Origin of the sequence: uncultured Ramlibacter sp. (genome assembly GCF_936925435.1) — a bacterium.
GTDB lineage: Bacteria > Pseudomonadota > Gammaproteobacteria > Burkholderiales > Burkholderiaceae_C > Ramlibacter.
Genome location: NZ_CAKZHQ010000023.1, coordinates 144834 through 166878 on the forward strand (window position 1 = coordinate 144834; position 22045 = coordinate 166878).

Genomic DNA, 22045 nt, shown 5'->3' on the forward strand with positions numbered 1-22045 from the left:
GACCTATTCGGGTTGGACGCCGGCCGCGCGGATGGCCTTGCGGTTCTGGTCGATGTCGCGCGCCAGATAGTTGCGGAACTCGTCGGCGCTGCTGGCGGTGGGCACGGCGCCATTGAGCTCGAAGGAGTCGCGCAGCGCGTTCTGTTGCAAGGCTGTGGCCAGGGCGCGCCGCAGCTGCTGCGAGATGGCTGGCGGCAGGCCCTTGGGCGCGACGATGCCTATCCAGCCGGAAAACTCGAAGCCAGGCAGCGTCTCGGCTATCGCCGGCAGAGCGCCCAGCGGTTGCGTGCCCTTTGCCATGCTGTGGCCCAGGGCCTTGAGCCGCCCGCCCTTGACCAGGCCCATCGCGGCCGGCGCCGGCGTCAGCGTCCACTGGGTCTCGCCGGACACTACCGAGCCGACCGACTGGCTGCCGCCCTTGTAGGGCACATGCAGGACCTCGAAGCCGCCCGCCGCAGCCAGCGCCGCGCCGGCCAGGTGGCTGACCGAGCCCACGCCGGCCGAGGCCATGTTGAACTTGCCGCCTTGCCCCTTCGCGTAGGCCACGAACTCGGCGACGCTGTTGACCGGCAGGGCGGCGTTGACCACCAGCACGTTGGGCAGCACCGCCACCAGCGAGACGAAGTCGAAATCCTGCAGCGGGTCGTAGCGCGCCGCCTTTTGCAGCAGCGGCACCACCGTCAGCGAACTGCTCGACGCCACGATCAGGGTGTAGCCATCGGGCGGCGCCGCCTTGCCCGACTCGATGCCCACAGCGCCGGCCGCGCCGGCCTTGTTGTCCACCACCAGGGGCTGGCCCAGCACGGTTGCCAGGCTGGCGCCGACGATGCGGCCTATGGTGTCCACCGAGCTGCCCGGTGCATTGGCCACGATCAGCTTGACTGGATGGGATGGCCAGGCGGACTGGGCAAAGCCCTGGCCCGCTGCGCCCAGCATGGCAAGGCTTGCAAGCATCTGGCGGCGATTGGTCATGGCGGCACTCCCAGAAAACGTTGTGCATTGCCCCACAGCAGCAGGTCCTGCGTGGCTGCGTCGAAGCCGGCGGCGGCGATGGCGTCCAACGGGGCGCGCTCGTGGAAGTTGAAGGGATAGTCGGTGCCGATCAGCAACTGGCCCGTGCCGAACAGCCCGGCCAGGTGGGCGAGGGTGGGCGCGTCGAACACCAGGGTGTCGTAGAACAGCTTGCGCGCCTGTTCGACCGGCGATGCGCTGATGCTGTCCTTGAGCGCGGGGAACACGCCCCAGCCCTGCTGCAGGCGCGGCAGCAGCGAGGCCAGGGTGCCGCCGCCATGGCTGAAGGCGATGCGCAGCTTGGGCCGGCGCTCCATCAGGTTGGTGGTTAGCACGGATGCAGCCGCCAGGCCCACGTCCGAGGGGTAGCCCAGCACCTGCTGCAAGGGTGCTGGCCCGACCAGGCGTTCCATGCCGGCGGGCCGCAGGGCGTGGACAAAGACCGCGGCCCCCAGCTCTTCGCAAGCCGCGAGGAAGGGGTCGAACTCGGGCGCGCCTATGGGCTTGCCGTTGATGTTGCTGCCGACCTCCACGCCGGCAAAGCCCAGGGTCTTGACGCAGTATTCCAGCTCGCGCAGCGCCAGGTCCATGTCCTGCAGCGGCACGGCGCCCAGGCCGATCAGCTTGCGTTGGGAGTCGGCCACCATGGCGGCGATCTGCTCGTTGATGTAGCGCAGCAGCTGCTGGGCATCCTTGGGCCCCATCCAGTAGGACAGCAGTTCCGGCATGGGCGAGACGGCCTGCAGGTCCAGGCCCATGGCTTGCAGGTCCTCCAGCCGCTTGGCCGTGTCCCAGCATTTGTCGGAGACGGTGCGGTAGTTCTTGCCGGCGATCATCACGCTGCGGTGGCAGGCCTGGGCCGGCGCCATCGAGGGCCAGTCGGCCGGCACGGCTGTGCCCAGGTAGCGCGGAAAGTCATGCGGCACCACATGGGCGTGGGCGTCGGTCCCGCATCGGCATTGGAGGGTGGCTGTCATCCGTTGGCGCCGTCAATGCGGCGTTGTCTCCTGTGGAAAACGGATGCTAGGCAGCCTGCCCCCATTTGCCAAGGCGATGGTGTGGATAGCTAGAATCCACGCCATGGATATTCGCAGCGTCGACCTCAACCTCCTGGTGATCTTCGACGCCATGGCGCGGCACCGCAGCGTGATCCGCACCGGGGAAGCGGTGGGCCTGTCCCAGCCGGCCACCAGCGCCGCCCTGGCGCGGCTGCGCACCCTGTTCGACGATGCGCTGTTCGTGCGCGCCGGCTCGGAGATGAAGCCCACGCCGCGCGCGCTGGAGCTGGCGCCCGCCGTGCACCGCGTGGTCGAGACCATCAGCACCGACATCCTGCAGCAGGCGTCCTTCGACCCGGCCCATGCCGAGCGCGCCTTCACCATCCTCACGCCCGACATCGGTGAGATCGCCTTCCTGCCCGGCGTGCTGCGCCGGCTGCGCGAGGAGGCGCCCGGCGTGCGCCTGCACACGGTGTCCATGCCGCGCAAGGCGGCGGCCGAGGCCCTGGAAACCGGTGGTGCCGAACTGGCCGTGGGTTTTTTCCCCGACCTGCGCAAGGCCGGTTTTTTCCAGCAAGGCCTGTTCAAGACCTCCTACGCCTGCATCAGCTGCGCCCAGCACAAGGCGCCGGCGCGCATGACGCTGCGCCAGTTCCTGGCGGCGCGCCATGTGGTGGTGCGGCCCGAGGGGCGTGAGCACGCCTTCGACCGCTGGCTGGAGGAGAAAGGGCACCACCGGCGCGTGATGCTGGAGCTGTCGCACTTCATGAGCCTGCTGGCCATCCTGCCGGGCAGCGACCTGGTCGCCACCGTGCCGGACGACATCGCCACCGCGGTGGGCCGCCACATCCAGCTGCGCCGCATCGGCCTGCCGTTCCGGCCTCCGGTGATCGAGGTCCAGCAGTTCTGGCACCGCCGCATGCAGCATGACCCGGCCAACAAGTGGCTGCGCGGCGTCTTCCACGCCGTCAACCGGCGCGACGGCCAGGCGCCGCTGCCGGACTGAGCCGTCTTTAGCCGGCGGCCAGGCCGGCCGCGCTGACGCCGGCCAGGCAGATGGCCTCGTCCTCGTCGCCCGTGCCGCCGCTGGCGCCCACCGCGCCGATCACATTGCCGGCCGCGTCCTTGACCAGCACGGCGCCGGTCTGCGGCAGGAACTTGCCGCCGGCCGTGGCTGCCAGCGAGACGAAGAAGTTGGGGTTGTCCTTGGCGCGCTGGCCCAGGGTGCGGCTGGACACGCCCATGCCGATGGCGCCCCAGGCCTTGGCCTGGGCGACCTCGAAGCGGAACATGCTGGCGCCGTCCTCGCGGGCAAAGGCCTTGAGGTTGCCGCCTTCGTCCAGCACTGCGATGCCCATGGGCTTGTAGCCGGCGGTTTTGGATGCGGCCAGGGCCGCGCTGATGATGGTGTTAGCCTGGGCCAGGGTCAGGGTGCTCATGGGGTCTCTCAGGAAGCGGAAGAAGAAGGGGGCTGGGTCAGTGCATCGAAGCCGTACTGGTTCATGCTACCGAACAGTGGGCCGGCCGGATGCGGCACGAAGCGTGTGCGGCAGTCCAGCACCGCCGGCAGGCCCGAGGCCAGGGCGCGCGCAATCGCCGGTCCCACCTGGGCGGCGTCGCTGACGAGCTCGCCGTGGCAGCCGAAGCCGCGCGCCACGGCCGCGTAGTCCGTGCCCTCCAGGCCTGTGCCCATCTCGAAGTCGTATTGCTTGCGCTGGCCGGCGCGGATGATGCCCCAGGCCGCGTTGTTGTGGATGATGTTGACGACAGGCAGGCCGGCGCGGCGCGCCGTGTCCAGCTCGCTCAAAGTGAAACCGAAGGAGCCGTCGCCGGTGATGTTGAAGACCGCCTTGCCGGGATGCTGCAATTGCAGCGCCAGCGCATAAGGCAGGCCGAAACCCAGCTGGCACATGCCGGGATCGTGAAAGCGGGTGCGGACCTCTTGCACCGGCGTCATGTCGTTGCTCCAGAAGCTGGTGTGGCCGCCGTCGTAGACCGCCAGCGCTTCGGCCGGCAGGGCGTCGCCGATGGCCGCGGCCAGCGCCGCCGGGTGCATCACCTCCTGCGTTTCCTGCGCCATGGCGGCCAGCTTCGCGTCGTAGCCCGCGCGCACGGCCCGCATGCGCGGCAACCAGTCGGCTTCCACCGCCAGAGCGGGCTCAGGGCCCAGGGCCTGCAGCAGATCGGCCAGCGCCAGGCCGGCATCGGCCACCATCGCCACTTCGTGCAGAGCCGGCTGGCCCAGGGCGCTGGGGTCGGTGTTGACGTTGATCAACCTGTGGCTGCGGCGCGCGAAAGGCCCGTGCGCGTCCCACATCCAGGACGAGAAGCGGCAACCCAGGCTGAGGATGACGTCGGCCTGCGCGAAGGCCTCTTTGACCGAGTCCCCGGCGATCAGGCCACCGTGGCCGATGAAGTGCGGGCTCTCGCTGGCCACCACGCCCAAGGCCATCTGCGTGGGAATGACGGGTGCGCCCAGGCGCTGCGCCATCTCGCGCACCTGCGCGGCCGCGCCCGAGACGATGACGCCGCCGCCGGCCACGATCAGGGGGCGCTTGGCGCCGCGCAGCAAGGCCACGGCGTCGTCGACCGCAGCGGCCGCGGGACGCGAGGGCGTGGTCGCGCGGTAGCGCGAGGGCGCGATCTCGAACTCATCGTCGGCAAAGCTGCAGGGCGCGCCCAGCACGTCCTGCGGGATGTCCAGGTGCACCGGTCCAGGGCGGCCACCCAGCGCTTCCCTGAAGGCACGGCGCACCAGCTCGGGAATCCGCCGCGGGTCGTTGACCACCGCATTCCACTTGACCAGCGGCGCGATCACGGCGCGGGTGTCCATGTCCATGAACATGCCGCTGTGCGGATAGCTGGCCGCACGGTGCTGGTTGGTGGTGATGGCCAGCAGGGGCAGGTTGTTGTTGAAGGCCACGCCCAGGCCTGAGGCCAGGTTCAGGCCGCCAGGCCCCATCTCGCCCAGGGCCAGGGCCATGCGGCCGCTGCCGGCATGGACGGCGGCGGCCATCATCGGAGCGGCCGCCTCATGACGCACGCCGACAAAACGGATGGACGGCTCAGCGGCGATGGCGTGCAGCAGCGGCGCCAGCTTGCCGCCGACGATGCCGAAGGCATAGGGCACGCCCTCGGCGGTCAGTGCGCGCACCAGGGCCTGGGCGCCAGTCAATTGCAGCAAGCTCTATTCCTCCGCGGTGAAACCGGTGGTCTTGGCGATGGCCGCCCAGCGCTCCGTGTCCTGGCGCAGCAGAACGGCAAAGTCCGCTGGCGACTGGTGCACGGCCTGGAGCCCGTTCTTGGCCAGGCCTTCGATGATCTCGGGCATGGACAGGGCCTCGCGCACCTGTGAGTTCAGGCGCTGCACCACGTCGACCGGCGTCTTCGCCGGCAGGAACAGGCCCAGGTACTCCATCAGCGCGATGTCCTTGTAGCCTTGCTCGACCATCGTCGCCACCTCGGGCAGGAAGACCGAGCGCTGCGGTGTGGTCACGGCCAGGGCGCGCAGCTTGCCGGATTTGATGTGCGGCAGCACCTCGCCCAGCACGTTGAAGCTCACCGGCACCTGGCCGCCCATCAGGTCCTGCAGCAGGGGCGCGCCGCCGCGGTAGGCCACGCTGTTGAACTCGATGCCACTGGCCTTTTGCAGCATCATGCCGGCGAAGTGCAGGGCCGAGCCCGCCGCCGGGACGCCGTAGTTGGCCAGCTTGGGGTTGGCCTTGGCCCACTTGAGGTAGTCGGCCACGGTCTTGATCTCGGCCGGCAGGCCGGGCCCGGCGGTGAAGCAGAAGGCGTAGCTGACCATGGTGGTCACGGGGATGAAATCCGTGACGGGGTTGTAGTTGAGCTTCTTGTAGATGCTGGGATAGAGCACCATGGGCGAGCTGGGGATCTGCAGGATGGTCAGGCCGTCGGGCGTGGCCTTCTTGACGTACTCCACCGCGATGCGGCCGCCGGCGCCGGGCCTGGCCTCGACCAGCACGTTGGCGGCGTACTTGCCGCGCAGTTTTTCGGCCAGCGGCCGGGCCACGTAGTCGCCCATGCCGCCGGCCGGAAAGCCGGAAATCAGGAAGGCGTTGCCGGGGTTTTGCGCGCTGGCGTGGCGGGCCAGGCTCAGGGCGGCGAGGGCGGATGCCCCCTGCAAGAGGCTGCGACGGGTCTGCATGCTTGTCTCCTTGTTTTATGCCGCCATGGTGACCGGCGCGGCGCGCCTTGAACAGGCACGAAGCGGGCATGGACAGGTGCTTTTCCGGCATGGGCCCACAATGGCGCCATGAAGACCGCTGCCGCTCCCTTGCTGCTCGTTCCCTTCCGCGAGGTGCGCCACTGGCAGCCCGACGACTGCCTGCACTACGAGCCGCTGACGGTGCGCGGCCGCCTGCATGGCTGGACGATTCCGGCGCACCGCCACGAGGGCCTGGTGCAGTTCCAGCTGCTGGCCCAGGGCAGTGCCAGTGCCACCATCGACGGCCGCGAGCATGCCTTGCAGGCGCCGGCCGTGCTGCTGCTGGCGCCCGGTTCGGTCCACGGCTTTCGCTATGCGCCCGACAGCGCCGGCCACCAGGTCACCGTGCCCCTGGCCGTGCTGCATGCGGCTCTGCAGGGCGCCGACCAGCTCGAGGCGCTGTTAGGCCAGTCCTGCGTGCTGGAAGATGCCGCCGGCTGTGCGCCACTGTTCGAGGCCCTGGCCGCCGAGTTCCAGCAGGAGCAGCCTGGCCGTGCCCAGGCCTTGCAGGCCCAGGCCACGCTCATCGTCCTGTGGTTCTTGCGGCACCGCGGCGCGCAGCAGGCCGGGGCGCGCCACAGCGCGGTGCGTGACACCCTGGTGCAGCGCCTGCGCGCCCTGGTTGAAACGCACTACCGCGAGCACAGGCCGCTGGCCTTTTATGCCGATGCGTTGCGGGTGACGCCCGACCACCTGAGCCGCACCTGCCGCAGCGTGACCGGGCGCAGCGCGCTGGAGCTGGTGCACGAGCGATTGATGCTGGAGGCGCGCCGGCTGCTGGTGTACACGCCCATGAAGGTGGCCGACATCGCCGCCAGCCTGGGCTACGAGGACCCGGCCTACTTCCGCAAGTTTTTTGCCCGTGCCGTGGGCAAGTCGGCCTCGGCCTACCGCGAGGCGGTCAGCCAGGGCGTGCTGATGCAGGACACGCCGGCGGTCTGAAAATCCCGTGTGTTCGATTCCGCCCGGATGGGAGCGCCCCCAGCCGCAGCCAGCGGCAGCCCGTGACCCGGCAGGTCACGTTCGCATTCGCCACCATGAGCGCGTCCCATCGGCAGGCGGTCAGAATGCATGCCGGGAATGCCGCGCAGCGGGCGTCTACATTCCCTCTTTCGTTGGCATTATCACCACCTGCTGCAGGTTCACGTGCCTGGGTTGCGCGGCCAGGAAGCCGACGACGGCCGCGATGTCTTGCGGCTTCAGGAAGTCGATGCTCTTACGGGCGTTGGCGATCCAGTCGGTCGCGCCCTGGAAGGTGAAGTGGCCTTGCAGTTCGGTGTCGGTGATACCGGGCTCCAGCATGCAAACGCGGATGTTCCTGGGGCCGAGTTCCATGCGCAGCTGCCGCGTGAGATGGCTGACGTAGGCCTTGGTTGCCGAGTACACCGCGAAATAGCTGTAGACGTACTGCCCGGCGATCGACGAGGTGTTGATCAGGTCGACGACCTTGCCGTTCGCAGCGGCGGACTCCAGCTGTGGCAGGAAGGCATGGATTACGCGCATGGCCCCGGTGATGTTCAGGTCGATCTGCTGCTGCCACTCGGCAAAGGGCTGCGACTCGATGGCGCCGGGCAGCATCAGGCCCGCGTTGTTGAACAGGAGATCGGCACTGCCAAGCTCGCTGTGGACAGCGGCGGCCGCCGCCTTTACCGATTCGGCATCCGTCACATCCGTGACGAGCGGCAATGCGCTGCCTCCGGCGCGGCGGATTTCGGCGGCGACGTCGTTCAGCGCAGACTGGCGGCGCGCCAGCAGGGCCACGCGTGCTCCGCGCGATGCAAGCAGCAGGGCGGATGCGCGGCCCATGCCGCTGGATGCGCCGGTGATCACGGCAACGCGGCCGGTGAGGTCTTGTGGATGGGACATTTGCTTTCTCCTTGCTGGGTGAATGAGTCAATCGATGGGGCGGACTTTAGGCTGCGAGAAGGACTGCGGGTAGACGGTTTCCCGCACCAAGACTGACAACTGGAAGTTGTCAATTCCTCGTCCTCGTTGCTACCATTGCGCCGATGGACGAGTTGCGAGCGATCACCACCTTTGTGCGCGCTGCCGAGGCAGGCAGCTTCAACAAGGCGGCCATGGACCAGGGGACCACGCCGCAGGCGGTGAGCAAGGCCATCCGCCAGCTCGAGCAACACCTGGGTGTGCGCCTTTTTCACCGCACGACGCGCAAGAGTTCGCTCACGCAGGAAGGCGAGCGGCTGTTCAACGAAGTCCGCGGCAACCTGGACGCGATGATGGCGGCCGTGAACCGGGCGCGCAGCGCGGTGCACGACGAGGAAGGCCTCATCCGCATCAGCGCCGGCGGCTCGGCCGGGCGCAAGGTGCTGATGCCCTTGCTGGTGGATTTTTCTGCACACCATCCGGGTGTCGTCTTCGACCTCCTGCTCGAGGACGGCGTCACGGACGCGGTGGGGGCGCGCATCGACGTTGGTTTTCGCGCCGGCAACGCGCCGAATGTGCAGGTCATCGCGCGCCGGCTGTTCGCCATCCAGCAGATCGTCTGTGCATCGCCCTCCTACCTGGCGGTGCACGGGGCCCCGACGCGCCTGGCCCAGCTGAACAGGTACCGTTGCACCGGCTATCGTCAGCCGGGCACGGGGCGGGCCATGCCCTGGGAATTCGACGTGAAGGGCGAGATCGTCTTTCACACCATGGCGCCGTTCTTCTGCTGCAGCGATCCCGATGCGGAGATGCAGGCCGTGGCCGCGGGCATGGGCATCGGGCAGATCGACAGCATCAACGCCGCTGCGCCAATCCGCGCCGGGCAACTGGTGCCCCTGCTCACGGGGCATATCTCCGAGCGGATGGGCTTCTATATCTACTACGCCAAGCGGACCAACATGCCAGGGCGGGTGCGCAAGTTCATCGATTTCGCGGTGGAGCGCCTGAAGGACAGCAAGGAGTTCCACCTGCCGCTCGCCGAGTTGAGAGCCCTGTCCCGCCAGGCGCCAGTGGCCGCGGCGGACTGAGCGGAACGCAGGGCTATTCGCGCGAGCGTTTCAGGTCGGTCGACAGGCTGAGCCGCCCCGCGGGGTAGACGGGTGAGAAGTTGCGCAATGGCGTCAGACAAGCTGGTACGCAATCAAGGACGAGGCGCCGCCCCATGTCAGTCAGGTGGGCTCGCCTTGGTTGCGGGTAGCAGCAGGCGAACGGACTTCGAGACAGCCGGAGGTTAATGCGCCTAGCCCGCCAGGCCGACGAAGACGTTCTGCACGTCGTCGTTGCCGTCGATGGCGGCCAGGAAGTTTTCCACTTCCTCCAACTGCTCGGGCGACAGGCTGGCCGGGTCGACCGGGTTCTTGGCCCGGTAGCCCAGCTTGGCCGACAGCACGGTGAAGCCCTGGGCCGGCAGGGCCTTGCTCACCAGGTCCAGGTCGGTGGCATCGGTCAGGAACAGCGTCGTGCCTTCTTCCTCGCCGGGCTCGAAGTCCTGCGCGCCGGCCTCGATGGCGGCCAACTCCGGGTCGGCGCCGGCGGCGGCCGGCTCGGCCTCGATCAGGCCCAGGTGATTGAAGTCCCAGGAGACTGAGCCCGAGGTGCCCAGCTGGCCCTTGCGGAACAGCACGCGCATTTCCGGCGCCGTGCGGTTGACGTTGTCGGTCAGGCATTCGACCATCAGCGGCACGCGGTGCGGCGCAAAGCCCTCATAAATCACGTGCTCGAAGTTCACCGTCTCGCCGGTCAGGCCTGCGCCCTTCTTGATGGCCCGGTCCAGCGTGTCCTTGGGCATGGAGACCTTGCGGGCCTGTTCCACCACCAGACGCAGGCGCGAGTTGCTGCCCGGGTCGGCGCCGCCGCGCGCCGCCACCATGATGTCCTTGGCCAGCCGGCCAAACAGCTTGCCCCTGGCATCCGCTGCCGCCGCCTTGCCTTTTGCCTTCCATTGCGCGCCCATGTCCGTGTTCCTTGGTGTTGTAGCCTTGGGCCCTAGTTTAAAGACCTCCGAGCCCATGACCGACACCCCCGACACCGACGAAAAGATTCAGGAACCCCGCCGCTGGCGCGACAACGGCTGGACCGCCCAGGTCATCAAGAACGAGGACGACGACGGCTGGGCCGTGGCCATGACGCCCGAGGGCAAGACCGAGCCGGCCCTGGTGGGCCCCTGGACCATGGGCCGCGACAAGAAAAACCCCAAGCCGCTGGACACGGCGGCCTTCAACACCCTGGTCAAGACCGCCTCGGAGTTCGTGCGCCGCCACGAGCAGCAGCTGCACGCCACGCTGCACCAGCAGATCGAGATCGCGCACGGCGGCAGCCGGGCGACAGTGGCACTGGACATCGAGCCCGACGAGGACAACCCCAGCGCCACGCTGAGCGCAACGGACGCCGCCGGTGAGCTGCTGGCCCAGGTCAAGGTGTCGCCGGGCTTCAAGCTCAACCGCGCCAGCGCGGCGGCCTGGGCCGAGGCCGGCTTCAGCCCCGAGGCCGTGCGCCGGGGCTAGGCTCAGCGCAGCCTGCCGCCTCAGTCTGCCTTGAAGCCGGTCGCCGCCACCGCCTTGCCCCACTTGACGGTGTCGGCTGCGATGATGTGGCTGAACTCGTCGGCGCTGGTGCCGGTGACGCGGAACCCCGCGTCCTCCAGCTTGGCGCGGAAGTCCGGCGCCTTGAGCGCCTTGAGGATGTCGGCGTTGACTCTGGCCACCACGGCCGGCGGCGTTTTGGCCGGCGCGACGATGCCGAACCAGGAGCTGAACTCCAGCTCGGGATAGCCTTGCTCCTTGAAGGTGGGGACGTCGGGCAGGGCGCCGGCGCGCGCGGGGCCGGTGGTGGCCAGGGCCGCCAGCTTGCCGGCCTTGACGTTGGGCGCGGCCAGGCCGACGCTGGCGAACACGCCCTGCACGTCACCGCTGAACATGCCGCCCAGCGCATCGGCCGTGGACTTGTAGTGCACGGCTTCAGGCTTGAGCTTGAGCGCGTCGCCGAACATGAAGGCGCCGAAGTGGCCCGGCGTGCCGGCGCCGAAGGTGGCCATGAACAAGCCCTTTTGCGTGCGCGACCAGTCGACGAACTCCTTGACGTTCTTGGCCGGCACCTTCTGCGGATTGACCAGCAGGGCGAAATCGGCGCTGACCACCTGGCTCACGGGCACGAAGTCCTTCTTCGGGTCGTAGGGCAGCTTGCTGTAGGTGCTGGGCGCGATGCTCAGCTGGCCGGTCTCGCCCAGCATCAGGGTGTAGCCGTCCGGCGCGGCGCGCGCGGCTTCGCTGGCGGCGATCAGGCCGCCGGCGCCGGCCTTGTTGTCGACGATGACGCCGGTGTTGTTCCAGCCCTCGGACAGTTTTTGCGCCAGCAGGCGGGCCACGATGTCGGGGCCGGTGCCGGCCGGGAAGCCGACGATGATGCGCACCGGCTTGCCGCCGGGAAAGGCGTCCGCGCCTTGCGCGAAGGCGCAGGGCGCGGCGAGCATGGCGGCAGCTGCTACCAGCGCGGCGCGGCGGCCGAGGGTGGAAGAGGGCATGGAAGTCTCCTTGGTTATTTCAGTTCGAAGAAGCGCATCTGCACGCTGTCGGGGTGGCGAGCGCCGGTGCCGACGAACAGGCGCTCGCTGATCCAGGCCAGCGAGGGCGCGGCGGTCTCGAAGCGCGGGAAGCAGCGGAAGTAAATCTGCTCGGGCGGCACGACCTCGCCGCGCGCCAGCCTGGCCATCAGCTCAGGCGGGCCGCTGCGCACCGCGGTGTTCTGCACGTAGATGAGGTCGCCGCCGTCGGTCTCGAGCACGTAGCGCGCATCGAGCTCGGCCAGCGTGCCGTTGACGATCAGCTGGAAGTCGGCGCCGCCGGGCAGCACGCGCGCGCGCCAGCCCTCGCCCACCGCCTCGCCGCCGGTGATGGGGATGAGGCGGCGCCTGCCGTGCACCGTGGCGCCGACCTCCTGCGGCGTGGCGACGCTCACGCGCAGGTCGGCAAAGAAAAGCAGTTCGGGGGTGGGGAGGATGGCTGTGCTCATGGCGCAGCTAGCGTAAATCCCGTGGCGCCGTGGCGCTGTCATCCCTGAAGATGACAGCCGCAAGCATGCAGCAGGAGACAGTGCGATGAGGAAATGGAACGCAGCCAGCGGCCCGTGCGCGGCTGCCATGCCCGGCCAGGCACTGGCCGGCATGATCGAGCAGCTGGGCCAGCCGCAGTTCCAGGACGCGCTGCTCGAACAGCTCCATCCCCTGGTGCCGGCCGCCTCCTGGTCGGTCTACCAGGTCGGCGCCGGCTGCGAGCCGCGCCTGTTCCTGTCGGCCAGCCGCGGCGTGCCCGACACCACCCGGGCCTGCTGGCAAGCCTATCTCTCGGGCCCTTACCTGGGCGACCGCACGCTGGCGCGCGAAAGCGCGGCTGCCGACGAGACCCTGCTGTGCCACATCGCCGCCTGCGAAGTGCCGGCCGAGCACCGCGCCCGCGTCTACGAAGCGCATGGCGTGGCCGAGCGGGTTTCGGTGGTGCGCCAGCAGGGCGGGGTGGTGTTCGCCGTCAACTTCTACCGCCATCTGCACCAGCGGCCGTACAGCGACGGCCAGATCGCGCAGTTCGAGTCGCTGGCGCCGGCCTTGCTGGCCCTGGTGCAAAAGCATGTGGCGCTGGCGCCGCCGCTGCTGACCGAAGAGCCGCTGGCGGCCTGGCGGCGCAAGCTGGCGCTGCTGGAGGCGGGCCTGACCGGGCGCGAACTGGACGTCTGCGCACGCCTGTTGCGCGGCATGACGCAGGAGGGCATCGCCGCTGACCTGGGCCTGGGCCTGCCCACCGTCAAGACCTACCGCAACCGCGCCTTCGCCCGCCTGGGCATCCACTTTCGCAACCAGCTGTTTGCCTTGCTGGCCGGCCAGCCGCGCCTGCACTGAAACCAGAGGGACCTGAATCGCTATCGTTTGGATAGCATCTCAGGTCCATTCGACGGGGGCTAGAGGGCAGTTTCATTCAAAATGCAGGCGCGGGGGCCGGCCAGGCCCCTAGAATCGGTCGCTTGCCTTCCACGCCATCCATTCCCGTCACACCGGCGCCCCAGCACCACGGCTGGCTGGTGGCCAACCTGGTGGCCCAGCTGGCCTTCGGCCTGCTGGCCATGACCATCTGCCTGCCCTCCATGCTGGACTGGCCGCGCCTGTTCGGCGCCAGCCAAGCCAGCGTGCAGCTGACTTTCAGCGGCTTTATTGCGGCCTATGGCTGCCTGCAACTGGTCTACGGCGCGCTGTCCGACCGCCTGGGCCGCAAGCCCATGCTGCTGGTCGGCCTGGCGCTGGCCACCGCCGGCTGCGTGCTGGCGGCCCTGGCCACCGAGCTGTGGGTGCTGACCACGGCGCGCGTGCTGCAGGGCGCAGGCAGTGCCGCCGGCATGGCGGTGGGACGGGCCATGGTGCAAGACCTGTTCAGCGGCCCGGAGCGCACGCGCGTGATGGCCTTTGTCGGCATGAGCATGGGCCTGTGCCCACCTTCGGCCCTGTTGATCGGTGGCCAGATCCACGTGCGTCTGGGCTGGCAGGCCAACTTCATCATGATGGCGGTGCTGGGCGTGCTGCTGCTGCTGGCCGCCTGGCGCTGGCTGCCGGCGCCCGGACCGCGGCCGCCGCGTGACCCGGCCGTCAGCGGCTGGAGCCAGGTCGCGGCCGGCTACCGCCGGCTGGCGCGCGAACCGGCCTTCCTGCTCTATGCGGCCATCCTGGCGGTGACCTCGGCCACCTTCTACGCGTTCCTGGGCGGCGCCCCCCTGGTGCTGGCCGGCTACGGCGTGCCGCCCGAGCGCATCGGCCTGTACATCATGGTCATTCCGATCTCCTACATCGCCGGCAACCTGCTGACCACGCGCCTGATCTCCCGCCTGGGAGACGCCAGCATGATGCTGCTGGGCCACGGCCTGACGGTGCTGGGGATCGCCGGTGTGCTGGCCCTGGGCCTGGCCGGCGTGCATTCGCCCCTGGCCCTGTCGCTGCCGCTGCTGCTGCTGGGCATAGGCCACGGCTTTCTGATGCCGCCCACCTTGGCCGGCACCGTGGGCCTGCTGCCCGCGCTGGCGGGCTCGGCTGCCGCGGTGGCGGGTCTGCTGCAGCAACTGACCGGTGCGCTCGGCGGCTTCGTGGTCGGCCTGGTGCCGCACGCTGGGCCGGTGAACCTGGCCTGGCAGATGCTGGGCTGGGCCGTGGCCGGCCTGGTGGCGCAGCTGGCCTTGCGCAAGGTGATGCAAAGCAGGGCCTGACAGGGGCTCGTGCCGCCTGGACGGCGGGCTAGGGCAAACCTGAATGACGCTGCATCGGGCTGCCGCTAGCCTGTGCAGCATAGAAGGAGACAACCCATGCGCCTGCTGTCCAAGCTGGTTCCGGCCTTGCTCATCGCCTGCGGCGCCCTCGCTGCCACGGCCCAGACCGACGACTACCCCAACAAGCCCATCAAGTGGATCGTCGCCTACCCTCCGGGCGGCTCCACCGACCTGATTGCCCGCCTGATGGGGACCTGGCTGACGCAGCGCCTGGGCCAGCAGGTCATCGTCGAGAACAAGGCTGGCGGCGGCAACAACATCGGCACCGAGTTCGCCATCAAGGCGCCGGCCGACGGCTACACCATCTTCCTGGTCAACCCGGCCAACGCCATCAACGCCTCGCTGTACAAGAACCTGTCGTTCAACTTCCTCAATGACATGGCGCCGGTGGCCGGCATCATCCGCGTGCCCAACGTGATGACGGTGACCAAGAACTTCCCGGCCAAGAACGTCGCCGAGTTCATCGACTACGCCAAGAAGAACCCCGGCAAGGTCAACATGGCCTCGTCGGGCGCCGGCACCTCGGTCCACCTCTCGGGCGAGCTGTTCAAGTTCATGGCCGGCGTCGACATGAAGCACATCCCCTACCGCGGCGCCGGCCCGGCCATCACCGACCTCATCCCCGGCCAGGTCGACGTGCTGTTCGACAACATGCCCTCCATCATCGGCCACATCCGCGGCGGCAGCCTGCGCGCCCTGGCCGTGACCAGTGACCAGCGCTCGCCGGCCCTGCCGGACGTGCCGACCGTGGCCGACACCGTGGCCGGCTACGAGGCCAGCGCCTGGTTCGGCGCCGGCGCGCCCAAGGGCACACCGCCGGCCGTCATCGCCCGCCTCAACCGCGAGATCAACGCCGCCCTGGCCGACCCCGGCATGCGCGCCAAGCTGGCCGAACTCGGCGGCGTGCCCATCGCCGGCACGCCCGAGCAGTTCTGGGCCCTGCACAGGATGGAAACCGAGAAGTGGGCCAAGATCGTCCAGTTCTCTGGCGCCAAGGCCGAATAGGCCGGCCGGGCGGCGCCCGCACCGGGCGTCCTGTCACATTCCGCCGGAAGAATGCGTTCTTCCATCAATTCTGGGCCGGGAGCTCGCATGAACAGGACTGTTTTGGGTGTGGCGCTGCTGGCGGCAGCATTCCTGGTGGGGTGTGGCGGTGGCGATCCGGCGGCAGAGACGGCCATGGCCGGGGAGGCGCCGCAGTCCGCAGTGGCGCCCAGCACCTACTGGGCCGGCGTGAACCGGGCCCTGCCGGTCAGCCCGCATGGCAACACCATCGCCGTGTCCTGCCACAACTGCTACGGCGACACGGTGGCCGAGACCAACGCCGAGGTCGCCATCGCCCTGGCCCGCGGCTTCGACCTGGTGGAGATGGACCTGACCCTGCACAGCAACGGCCAGGTCTATGTGGAGCACAACGACAGCGAACTGGCCCACGGCACGCTGGCGGCCACCCTGGCCAACGCCAGCCTGCAGGCCAGCGACCGCATGCTGTTCCTGGAGGTCAAGGAAGCCTATTCGACCGCGGCCCTGAGCGACACCATGATGCTGGCCGTGCTGCGCGCGGTGCGTGACGGCGGCTATGCGGCGGCGGGCCGGCCGGTCTTCTTGCGCGCCTTCATGGACGGCCGCCACAACCACTTGGTGCGGGCCAAGGCCATACTGGCCGGCAGCGAGTTCGCCGGCATCCGCAGCCAGGTGCGCTTCCACACCCTGATCCAGAGCGACATCCGCAACAACATCCGCGCCACCAAGACCCTGGGCTTGCACGGCGTGGAACTGGAGTACCGCATGGCCAACCTTTACGGCGCGCTGATGCAGGCCAGGCTGCTGGGCCTGGGCGTGGGCGTCTACACGGCGCCGGCCAGCATGGGCGAGCTCTACCTGTCGGCGATGCGCGAAGACATGGACTTCATCACCACCGACTACGACCGCGGCGCCAGCGCCGCTGCTTCATCGGCACGCGCCCTGATCCAGGAGGCCACCGCCCTGGCCTATGTCAACACCGCGCAGCAGACCGGCTACCCGGTCAACTACAAACGCACCAACACCACCGACCACACCGTGGCGTCCAGCGGGACGACCCCGGCCTTCGAGCAACTGGCCGTGGGCTCGGACGAGGACCGGGTGGGCGGCAGCATGGTCTTCGCCGGCGCCCAGTCACTGACCACCTATGACGCCGACAACGCGGCGGCTGGCGGCTTTCTGGTGACGGCGGTGGTCAATTTCGACGACCTCACATCTGGCGCCACCGCCGCCATCGTCGCCAAGAGCGACAGCGGCGGCTTTGCCCTGGAGCAGGCCGGCACCCTGCTGCGCTTTGGCGTCCAGGTGAACGGCGCTTACACCTATGCGACGGCGCCGCTGTCCGGTTTTGACGGCACCAGTTCGTATTTCATCGTGGGCGCCTACGACGGCAACGGCGCGGTGCGGCTGTGGGTCAACAACGTGGAAAAGACCGCTTCGGCGTCCATCAGCGGCGGCGTCACCGCCAACAACAGCCCGGTGGTGATCGGCGCCGACCCGCAGGGCGCGACCGACCGCCGCTACTTCTTCAAGGGCAAGGTCCAGCAGGTGATGGTGCAGAAGTGGCGTGACCACTGAGGGTGACCGTCCGTCGCTTGAGGCCAAACCAGGCCGCAGCGGGGCCCAATCCCTGTCAAGCTGGGCCTCCACGGCTTTCGTGGGCAGAAAGCGCATATCAATCCCTATATCTGGTGCGCCGTCGGCGCCGTCATCGGCTTGCTGGTGGGCACCCTGGCAGCCAATGCCACCAAGTCCACCCGGGTCGAGGAAGTGCTGGTCGGTGTCTTCGGCGCCTTCATTGGCGGCGAATTCCTCTCGGCCATGCTGCACACCAAGGGCGATCCGGCGCAAAGCTTTGCCCTGCAACTGGGCCTGGCCGTGGCCGGCGCGGTCGTGATGCTGACCTTGCTGGCCTGGATGCGCCGCTCGGTCGGGCCCATGCGGAACAGCAAGAGCAGGGCGCGCAAGCGCTGAGCGGCAGCCGCGGCAGCGCCGCCAGTTACGATGGCGCGCGATGCCCAAGCGCGCTGCTCCCGTCCATGAAGAGGTGCTGGTCCACCCAGCGTCGCCCGCTCTGCGTCCCTGGCTGCCCTGCGCCATCGGGCGCCGCGTGCACGGTGCCAGCGGCCAGGCCCCCTTGCAGGCCTGGATCCATGCCAACACCTACGCCTGCCTGAACGTCATCACCAAAGGCGGTGTGCAGGCTGCCGGTGCCGGCCTGCCGGCCAGCTTCCTGACCGGTCCGTTCTCCGCGCCCGTGGAAACCAGCGTGGCCACAGGGGTGGAGTCGTTCAGCCTGGTGCTGCAGCCCTGGCTGTTGCCGGCCCTGGCCGGCCTGCAGGCCGATGCGATGGCCGGCCGCCTGGTGGACACGGCCTCGATTGCCCATCCCGTGCTCGATCGCTTGTGCGCGGGCCTGCGCGCGGCGGGCGAGGGCGCCATTGCCTTGGAGGCCGTGTGGTCCCAGCTGCGCCCGCTGGTGCTGGCCGTGCAGCCGCCCGCGCTGGCCGTAGAGCTGCTGCGCGCCCAGGGCGTGCAAGCGGCGGCGCTGCGCCTGGGCTGCAGCGAACGCCACTACCGGCGCCAGTTCGCCCGCCACATGGGCCTGGGCCCGGCCGCCTGGTTGCGCATTCGCCGTTGGGAGGACGCGGTGCAGGATCTGGCGGACGGGGCCAGCGCGCTGCCGCTGGCCGAACTGTCCGCTCACGCGGGCTACGCCGACCAGGCCCACATGAGCCGCGACGTGCGGGCCTTCGCGCGCCAGTCGCCGGCCCAGCTGCAGCGCCTGCTCGGGCGCGGCAAAGGCCAGTGGGCGCTGCAGGCCGCGCGTGTCCGATTGGTTCAAGACCGCTGAGCGCCGCGGCCCTAATCTGGCCGCATGTCCGCAGACCCCAGTTCCCGTCCCGGCGACGCCGGCTTCCTGGTCACCACCGTCGACGAGGCGGTGCGCGCCGCCCAGTCCGGCAGCCTCTGGTACCTGACCTTCGGCCTGGCCTGCTGCGCGGTGGAGATGATGCACACCGCCGCCGCCCGCTACGACTTCGACCGCTTCGGCATGATCCCGCGGGCCAGCCCGCGCCAGGCCGACCTGATGATTGTCTCGGGCACCCTGACCAACAAGATGGCCCCGGCCATCCGCAAGGTCTACGACCAGATGGCCGAGCCGCGCTACGTGATCTCCATGGGCTCCTGCGCCAACGGCGGCGGCTACTACCACTACAGCTACTCGGTGGTGCGCGGCTGCGACCGCATCATCCCGGTCGATGTCTATGTGCCGGGCTGTCCGCCCACGCCCGAGGCCCTGCTGTACGGGGTGTTGCAGCTGCAGCGCAAGATCCGCCAGCAGACCATCTTCCGCTAGAGCCACCGGCCGCACCACGGCGGCACACAAATGGCGGCGCAACTGCTTCACCATGGTGCGGCGCACAAGTCCGGCGCCTGCCCATCCATGGAAAGCCCAGGATTGACGGGGATTTCGCACTGGCACGGTGCTTGCATCAACCCCCTCACCTGAGAAGCGCACGTGAGTACCGCGTGCCGCTCATGCCCCCGGCGCACGATGCAGTGCGTCGTCAAGTGCGCGATGCCGCCGCACTGGACGCATCAGGCCCGCCGTCCCGCATTGCTTGCTTTGCGGGACCGAGTTTGGGTTCTTACCGGGTTGCCTCAATTGAACATCGTCCTCATTGGCCACGGCATGGTGGGCCACAAATTTCTCGAAAGCCTGGATGCGTCCGGGCTGGATGCGCAAGTCACTGTGCTGTGCGAAGAGCCTCGCCCCGCCTACGACCGCGTCCACCTGTCTGAATTCTTCAGCGGCCGCAGCGCCGACGAGCTGTCCCTGGTGCAACCGGGCTTTTTTGAGCGCGCCAACCGCGTGCTCAAGCTCAATGCCCAGGCCGTCGCCATCGACCGCGTGGCCAAGACGGTCACCACCAACACCGGTGAGACCCTGGCCTACGACAAGCTGGTGCTGGCCACCGGCTCCTCGCCCTTCGTGCCGCCGGTGCCCGGCCGCGAGCGGGCCGACTGCTTTGTCTACCGCACCATCGAGGACCTGGAGGCGATGCAGGAGTGCGGCGCCCGTTCCAAGAGCGGCGTGGTCATCGGCGGCGGCCTGCTGGGCCTGGAATGCGCCAAGGCCTTGCGCGACATGCAGTTGCCCACCCATGTGGTGGAGTTCGCGCCGCGCCTGATGACGCTGCAGGTGGACGACGACGGCGGCCGCATGCTGCGCAGCCACATAGAGGCTCTTGGGGTCACTGTCCACACCCAGAAGAACACGCTGGAGATCGTCGATGGCCAGCAGGCCCGGCACCGCCTGAACTTCGCCGACGGCAGCCACCTGGAGACCGACATGCTGGTCTTCTCGGCCGGCATCCGCCCGCGCGACCAGCTGGCCCGCGAGACCGGCCTGGAAGTCGGGGCGCGCGGCGGCATCGTGGTGGACGACGCCACCCGCACCAGCGACCCCGACATCCTGGCCATCGGCGAGTGCGCCTCCTGGAATGGCAATGTCTACGGCCTGGTGGCCCCGGGCTACGAGATGGCCCGCGTGGCGGCCGCCCAGCTCGCCGGCGCCGACCACGCCTTCCGCGGCGCCGACATGAGCACCAAGCTCAAGCTGATGGGCGTCGATGTTGCCAGCATCGGCGACGCCCAGGGCAAGACCGCCGGCAGCCGCAGCTACCAGTTCACCGACGGCCGGCGCAACGTCTACAAGAAGATCGTGGTGTCCGAGTGCGGCAAGAAGCTGCTGGGCGCGGTGATGGTGGGCGACGCCACCGAATACGGCGAGCTGCTGCAGATGGCGCTCAACGGCATCGCCCTGCCCGAGCAGCCCGAGTTCCTGATCCTGCCGCAGTCCGACGGCAAGGCCAGGCCCGGCCTGGGTGTGGACGCGCTGCCCGACACGGCGCAGATCTGCTCGTGCAACAACGTCAGCAAGGGCCGCATCTGCCAGGCCGTGGGCGAGGGCGCCTGCACCATCGCCGAGATCAAGGCCTGCACCAAGGCCGGCGCCACCTGCGGCGGCTGCGTGCCCCTGGTCACCCAGGTGATGAAGGCCGAGATGAAAAAGCGCGGCATGGCGGTGAACAACCACCTGTGCGAGCACTTTGCCCACACCCGCCAGGAGCTGTTCCACCTGGTCAAGATCGGCCAGATCCGCACCTTCGGCGAGCTGCTGGCGCGCCACGGCAAGGGCCGGGGCTGTGACATCTGCAAGCCGGTGGCCGCCAGCATCTTCGCCTCCTGCTGGAACGAGTTCGTGCTCAAGCGCGAGCACGCCGCCTTGCAGGACAGCAACGACTACTTCCTGGGCAACATTCAGAAGGACGGCACCTACTCGGTTGTGCCGCGCATGCCGGCCGGCGAGGTCACGCCCGAGGGCCTGATCGCCGTCGGCCAGGTGGCCAAGAAGTACGGCCTGTACACCAAGATCACCGGCGGCCAGCGCGTCGACCTGTTCGGCGCCCGGGTCGAGCAGCTGCCCGCCATCTGGGAAGAGCTGATCGCCGCCGGCTTTGAGTCCGGCCATGCCTACGGCAAGGCGCTGCGCACGGTCAAATCCTGCGTGGGCTCGACCTGGTGCCGCTACGGCGTGGGCGACAGCGTGGGCCTGGCGGTGGAGCTGGAGAACCGCTACAAGGGCCTGCGCGCGCCGCACAAGATCAAGTTCGGCGTCTCTGGCTGCACCCGCGAGTGCGCCGAAGCCCAGGGCAAGGACGTGGGCATCATCGCCACCGACAAGGGCTGGAACCTCTACGTCGCCGGCAACGGCGGCATGAAGCCGCGCCACGCCGAACTGCTGGCCTCGGACCTGTCCAAGGAACAGCTGATCGCCTACATCGACCGCTTCCTGATGTTCTATGTGCGCACGGCCGACCGCCTGCAGCGCACCAGCACCTGGCGCGAGAGCCTGGAAGGCGGCCTGGACTACCTCAAGGCCGTGGTGGTGGACGACAGCCTGGGCCTGGCGGCCGAACTGGAGGCCGACATGCAACAACTGGCCGACAGCTTTTCCTGCGAGTGGAAGAACGCCGTCACCGACCCCGAGACGCGCAAGCGCTTCCGCCACTTCGTCAACAGCGACCAGCCCGATGCCAACGTGGTCTTCGTGCAGGAGCGCTCGCAGATCCGCCCGGCCACCGCCGAAGAACGCCTCAAGGAAATCGCATGAACCGCAACGACCTGCACTGGAGCCCCGTCTGCCAGCTGGACGACATCCTGCCCGACAGCGGTGTCTGCGCCCTGGTCAAGGAGCGCTCTGTCGCCATCTTCCGCGTCGAGGGTGAGGCGCCGGCGCTCTACGCCATCGACAACTTCGACCCCAACGCCGGCGCCAATGTGCTCTCGCGCGGCCTGGTGGGCAATCTGGGCGCGCGCACCGTCGTCGCCTCGCCCATCTTCAAGCAGCACTTTGACCTGGCCAGCGGCGAATGCCTGGAAGCGCCGCACAACTCGGTCACCGCCTACCCCGTGCGCCTGGAAGGCAGCACGGTGCAGGTCGCCGTCTGATCACCCCATCCACGCCATCCACCTG

Annotated in this window: 22 protein-coding genes; 13 read left to right on the forward strand and 9 right to left on the reverse strand. The window is 68.9% G+C overall.

All coding sequences use genetic code 11. From position 1 onward, the window contains the following. Positions 1–3 precede the first annotated feature (3 nt). The gene (locus tag Q0632_RS11830) at positions 4–972 is read right to left on the reverse strand and encodes a tripartite tricarboxylate transporter substrate binding protein (RefSeq protein WP_298929486.1); all 969 of its coding nucleotides are present in this window, start codon (positions 970–972) and stop codon (positions 4–6) included. Then, entirely contained in the window at positions 969–1988 is a 1020-nt protein-coding gene (locus Q0632_RS11835) for an amidohydrolase family protein (RefSeq protein ID WP_298929490.1), read from the reverse strand. The genes Q0632_RS11830 and Q0632_RS11835 overlap by 4 nt, the downstream gene beginning before the upstream one ends. 103 nt (positions 1989–2091) lie before the next feature. Between Q0632_RS11835 and Q0632_RS11840 the strand changes: the two genes are divergently transcribed. Then, positions 2092–3015, forward strand: a complete 924-nt coding sequence (locus Q0632_RS11840; protein WP_298929494.1) for a LysR family transcriptional regulator — start codon at positions 2092–2094, stop codon at positions 3013–3015. 7 nt (positions 3016–3022) lie between these two features. Here Q0632_RS11840 and Q0632_RS11845 read toward each other — a convergent pair whose 3' ends face one another. From Q0632_RS11845 to Q0632_RS11855, 3 genes are read right to left on the reverse strand one after another with little or no spacing between them, the layout of a single operon-like run. Then, positions 3023–3448: a heme-binding protein gene (locus Q0632_RS11845; protein WP_298929499.1), complete on the reverse strand. Its 426-nt coding sequence runs from the start codon at positions 3446–3448 to the stop codon at positions 3023–3025. Positions 3449–3456: 8 nt separating this feature from the next. Then, a complete protein-coding gene (locus Q0632_RS11850) occupies positions 3457–5193 on the reverse strand; it encodes a thiamine pyrophosphate-binding protein (protein ID WP_298929503.1) in 1737 nt (578 codons plus the stop codon). 3 nt (positions 5194–5196) lie between these two features. Then, positions 5197–6177: a Bug family tripartite tricarboxylate transporter substrate binding protein gene (locus Q0632_RS11855; RefSeq protein WP_298929508.1), complete on the reverse strand. Its 981-nt coding sequence runs from the start codon at positions 6175–6177 to the stop codon at positions 5197–5199. A gap of 108 nt (positions 6178–6285) precedes the next feature. Between Q0632_RS11855 and Q0632_RS11860 the strand changes: the two genes are divergently transcribed. Next, positions 6286–7179, forward strand: a complete 894-nt coding sequence (locus tag Q0632_RS11860) for a helix-turn-helix domain-containing protein (protein ID WP_298929513.1) — start codon at positions 6286–6288, stop codon at positions 7177–7179. Between the two features lie 156 nt (positions 7180–7335). On the opposite strand, the gene Q0632_RS11865 is transcribed toward Q0632_RS11860, so the two are convergent. Further along, complete coding sequence (locus Q0632_RS11865; protein WP_298929518.1) at positions 7336–8103, reverse strand: SDR family oxidoreductase; 768 nt, start codon at positions 8101–8103, stop codon at positions 7336–7338. 143 nt (positions 8104–8246) lie between these two features. Here Q0632_RS11865 and Q0632_RS11870 point away from each other — a divergent pair, with 143 nt between their 5' ends. Next, on the forward strand, positions 8247–9209 hold the full coding sequence (locus Q0632_RS11870) for a LysR family transcriptional regulator (RefSeq protein WP_298929523.1): 963 nt from the start codon (positions 8247–8249) through the stop codon (positions 9207–9209). 212 nt (positions 9210–9421) lie between these two features. On the opposite strand, the gene Q0632_RS11875 is transcribed toward Q0632_RS11870, so the two are convergent. Then, entirely contained in the window at positions 9422–10135 is a 714-nt protein-coding gene (locus Q0632_RS11875) for a YebC/PmpR family DNA-binding transcriptional regulator (RefSeq protein ID WP_298929527.1), read from the reverse strand. 55 nt (positions 10136–10190) lie between these two features. On the opposite strand from Q0632_RS11875, the gene Q0632_RS11880 reads away from it, so the two are divergent. Continuing rightward, positions 10191–10685 carry a hypothetical protein gene (locus tag Q0632_RS11880; RefSeq protein ID WP_298929532.1) on the forward strand — a complete coding sequence of 165 codons (495 nt, stop codon included), beginning with the start codon at positions 10191–10193 and terminating at the stop codon, positions 10683–10685. A 20-nt stretch (positions 10686–10705) separates the two neighbouring features. On the opposite strand, the gene Q0632_RS11885 is transcribed toward Q0632_RS11880, so the two are convergent. Continuing rightward, entirely contained in the window at positions 10706–11701 is a 996-nt protein-coding gene (locus tag Q0632_RS11885) for a tripartite tricarboxylate transporter substrate binding protein (RefSeq protein ID WP_298929536.1), read from the reverse strand. Between the two features lie 14 nt (positions 11702–11715). After that, the gene (locus Q0632_RS11890; RefSeq protein ID WP_298929539.1) at positions 11716–12189 is read right to left on the reverse strand and encodes a DUF3237 domain-containing protein; all 474 of its coding nucleotides are present in this window, start codon (positions 12187–12189) and stop codon (positions 11716–11718) included. An 85-nt stretch (positions 12190–12274) separates the two neighbouring features. Here Q0632_RS11890 and Q0632_RS11895 point away from each other — a divergent pair, with 85 nt between their 5' ends. The 9 genes from Q0632_RS11895 (at position 12275) to nirD (ending at position 22020) form a co-directional block, all read left to right on the forward strand. After that, positions 12275–13069 carry a helix-turn-helix transcriptional regulator gene (locus Q0632_RS11895; protein WP_298929544.1) on the forward strand — a complete coding sequence of 265 codons (795 nt, stop codon included), beginning with the start codon at positions 12275–12277 and terminating at the stop codon, positions 13067–13069. A gap of 122 nt (positions 13070–13191) precedes the next feature. Next, the gene (locus Q0632_RS11900; RefSeq protein WP_298929549.1) at positions 13192–14418 is read left to right on the forward strand and encodes an MFS transporter; all 1227 of its coding nucleotides are present in this window, start codon (positions 13192–13194) and stop codon (positions 14416–14418) included. A gap of 96 nt (positions 14419–14514) precedes the next feature. Further along, a complete protein-coding gene (locus tag Q0632_RS11905; protein WP_298929553.1) occupies positions 14515–15483 on the forward strand; it encodes a tripartite tricarboxylate transporter substrate binding protein in 969 nt (322 codons plus the stop codon). A gap of 87 nt (positions 15484–15570) precedes the next feature. Beyond that, the gene (locus Q0632_RS11910; protein ID WP_298929558.1) at positions 15571–17079 is read left to right on the forward strand and encodes a LamG-like jellyroll fold domain-containing protein; all 1509 of its coding nucleotides are present in this window, start codon (positions 15571–15573) and stop codon (positions 17077–17079) included. A gap of 144 nt (positions 17080–17223) precedes the next feature. After that, complete coding sequence (locus Q0632_RS11915; protein ID WP_298929563.1) at positions 17224–17475, forward strand: hypothetical protein; 252 nt, start codon at positions 17224–17226, stop codon at positions 17473–17475. A gap of 40 nt (positions 17476–17515) precedes the next feature. Beyond that, positions 17516–18355, forward strand: coding sequence for an AraC family transcriptional regulator (locus tag Q0632_RS11920; protein ID WP_298929568.1), 840 nt, complete (start codon positions 17516–17518; stop codon positions 18353–18355). A gap of 24 nt (positions 18356–18379) precedes the next feature. Then, on the forward strand, positions 18380–18862 hold the full coding sequence (locus tag Q0632_RS11925; RefSeq protein WP_298929572.1) for an NADH-quinone oxidoreductase subunit B family protein: 483 nt from the start codon (positions 18380–18382) through the stop codon (positions 18860–18862). Between the two features lie 309 nt (positions 18863–19171). Next, positions 19172–21682 (forward strand): nitrite reductase large subunit NirB, encoded by a 2511-nt coding sequence (gene nirB, locus Q0632_RS11930; protein WP_298929578.1) that lies wholly within the window; start codon positions 19172–19174, stop codon positions 21680–21682. Continuing rightward, on the forward strand, positions 21679–22020 hold the full coding sequence (gene nirD, locus Q0632_RS11935) for a nitrite reductase small subunit NirD (protein ID WP_298929586.1): 342 nt from the start codon (positions 21679–21681) through the stop codon (positions 22018–22020). The genes nirB and nirD overlap by 4 nt, the downstream gene beginning before the upstream one ends. Positions 22021–22045 lie beyond the last annotated feature (25 nt).

Excerpts from the sequence above, each read along its gene's own strand:
- Q0632_RS11865 (WP_298929518.1), bottom strand. The coding sequence starts at position 8,103 with ATGTCCCATCCACAAGACCTCACCGGCCGCGTTGCCGTGATCACCGGC.
- Q0632_RS11875 (WP_298929527.1), bottom strand. The coding sequence starts at position 10,135 with ATGGGCGCGCAATGGAAGGCAAAAGGCAAGGCGGCGGCAGCGGATGCC.
- Q0632_RS11835 (WP_298929490.1), bottom strand. The coding sequence starts at position 1,988 with ATGACAGCCACCCTCCAATGCCGATGCGGGACCGACGCCCACGCCCAT.
- nirD (WP_298929586.1), top strand. The coding sequence starts at position 21,679 with ATGAACCGCAACGACCTGCACTGGAGCCCCGTCTGCCAGCTGGACGAC.
- Q0632_RS11910 (WP_298929558.1), top strand. The coding sequence starts at position 15,571 with ATGAACAGGACTGTTTTGGGTGTGGCGCTGCTGGCGGCAGCATTCCTG.
- Q0632_RS11895 (WP_298929544.1), top strand. The coding sequence starts at position 12,275 with ATGAGGAAATGGAACGCAGCCAGCGGCCCGTGCGCGGCTGCCATGCCC.
- Q0632_RS11830 (WP_298929486.1), bottom strand. The coding sequence starts at position 972 with ATGACCAATCGCCGCCAGATGCTTGCAAGCCTTGCCATGCTGGGCGCA.
- Q0632_RS11885 (WP_298929536.1), bottom strand. The coding sequence starts at position 11,701 with ATGCCCTCTTCCACCCTCGGCCGCCGCGCCGCGCTGGTAGCAGCTGCC.
- Q0632_RS11920 (WP_298929568.1), top strand. The coding sequence starts at position 17,516 with ATGCCCAAGCGCGCTGCTCCCGTCCATGAAGAGGTGCTGGTCCACCCA.
- Q0632_RS11855 (WP_298929508.1), bottom strand. The coding sequence starts at position 6,177 with ATGCAGACCCGTCGCAGCCTCTTGCAGGGGGCATCCGCCCTCGCCGCC.
- Q0632_RS11870 (WP_298929523.1), top strand. The coding sequence starts at position 8,247 with ATGGACGAGTTGCGAGCGATCACCACCTTTGTGCGCGCTGCCGAGGCA.
- Q0632_RS11880 (WP_298929532.1), top strand. The coding sequence starts at position 10,191 with ATGACCGACACCCCCGACACCGACGAAAAGATTCAGGAACCCCGCCGC.
- Q0632_RS11905 (WP_298929553.1), top strand. The coding sequence starts at position 14,515 with ATGCGCCTGCTGTCCAAGCTGGTTCCGGCCTTGCTCATCGCCTGCGGC.
- Q0632_RS11890 (WP_298929539.1), bottom strand. The coding sequence starts at position 12,189 with ATGAGCACAGCCATCCTCCCCACCCCCGAACTGCTTTTCTTTGCCGAC.
- Q0632_RS11925 (WP_298929572.1), top strand. The coding sequence starts at position 18,380 with ATGTCCGCAGACCCCAGTTCCCGTCCCGGCGACGCCGGCTTCCTGGTC.
- Q0632_RS11840 (WP_298929494.1), top strand. The coding sequence starts at position 2,092 with ATGGATATTCGCAGCGTCGACCTCAACCTCCTGGTGATCTTCGACGCC.
- Q0632_RS11860 (WP_298929513.1), top strand. The coding sequence starts at position 6,286 with ATGAAGACCGCTGCCGCTCCCTTGCTGCTCGTTCCCTTCCGCGAGGTG.
- Q0632_RS11845 (WP_298929499.1), bottom strand. The coding sequence starts at position 3,448 with ATGAGCACCCTGACCCTGGCCCAGGCTAACACCATCATCAGCGCGGCC.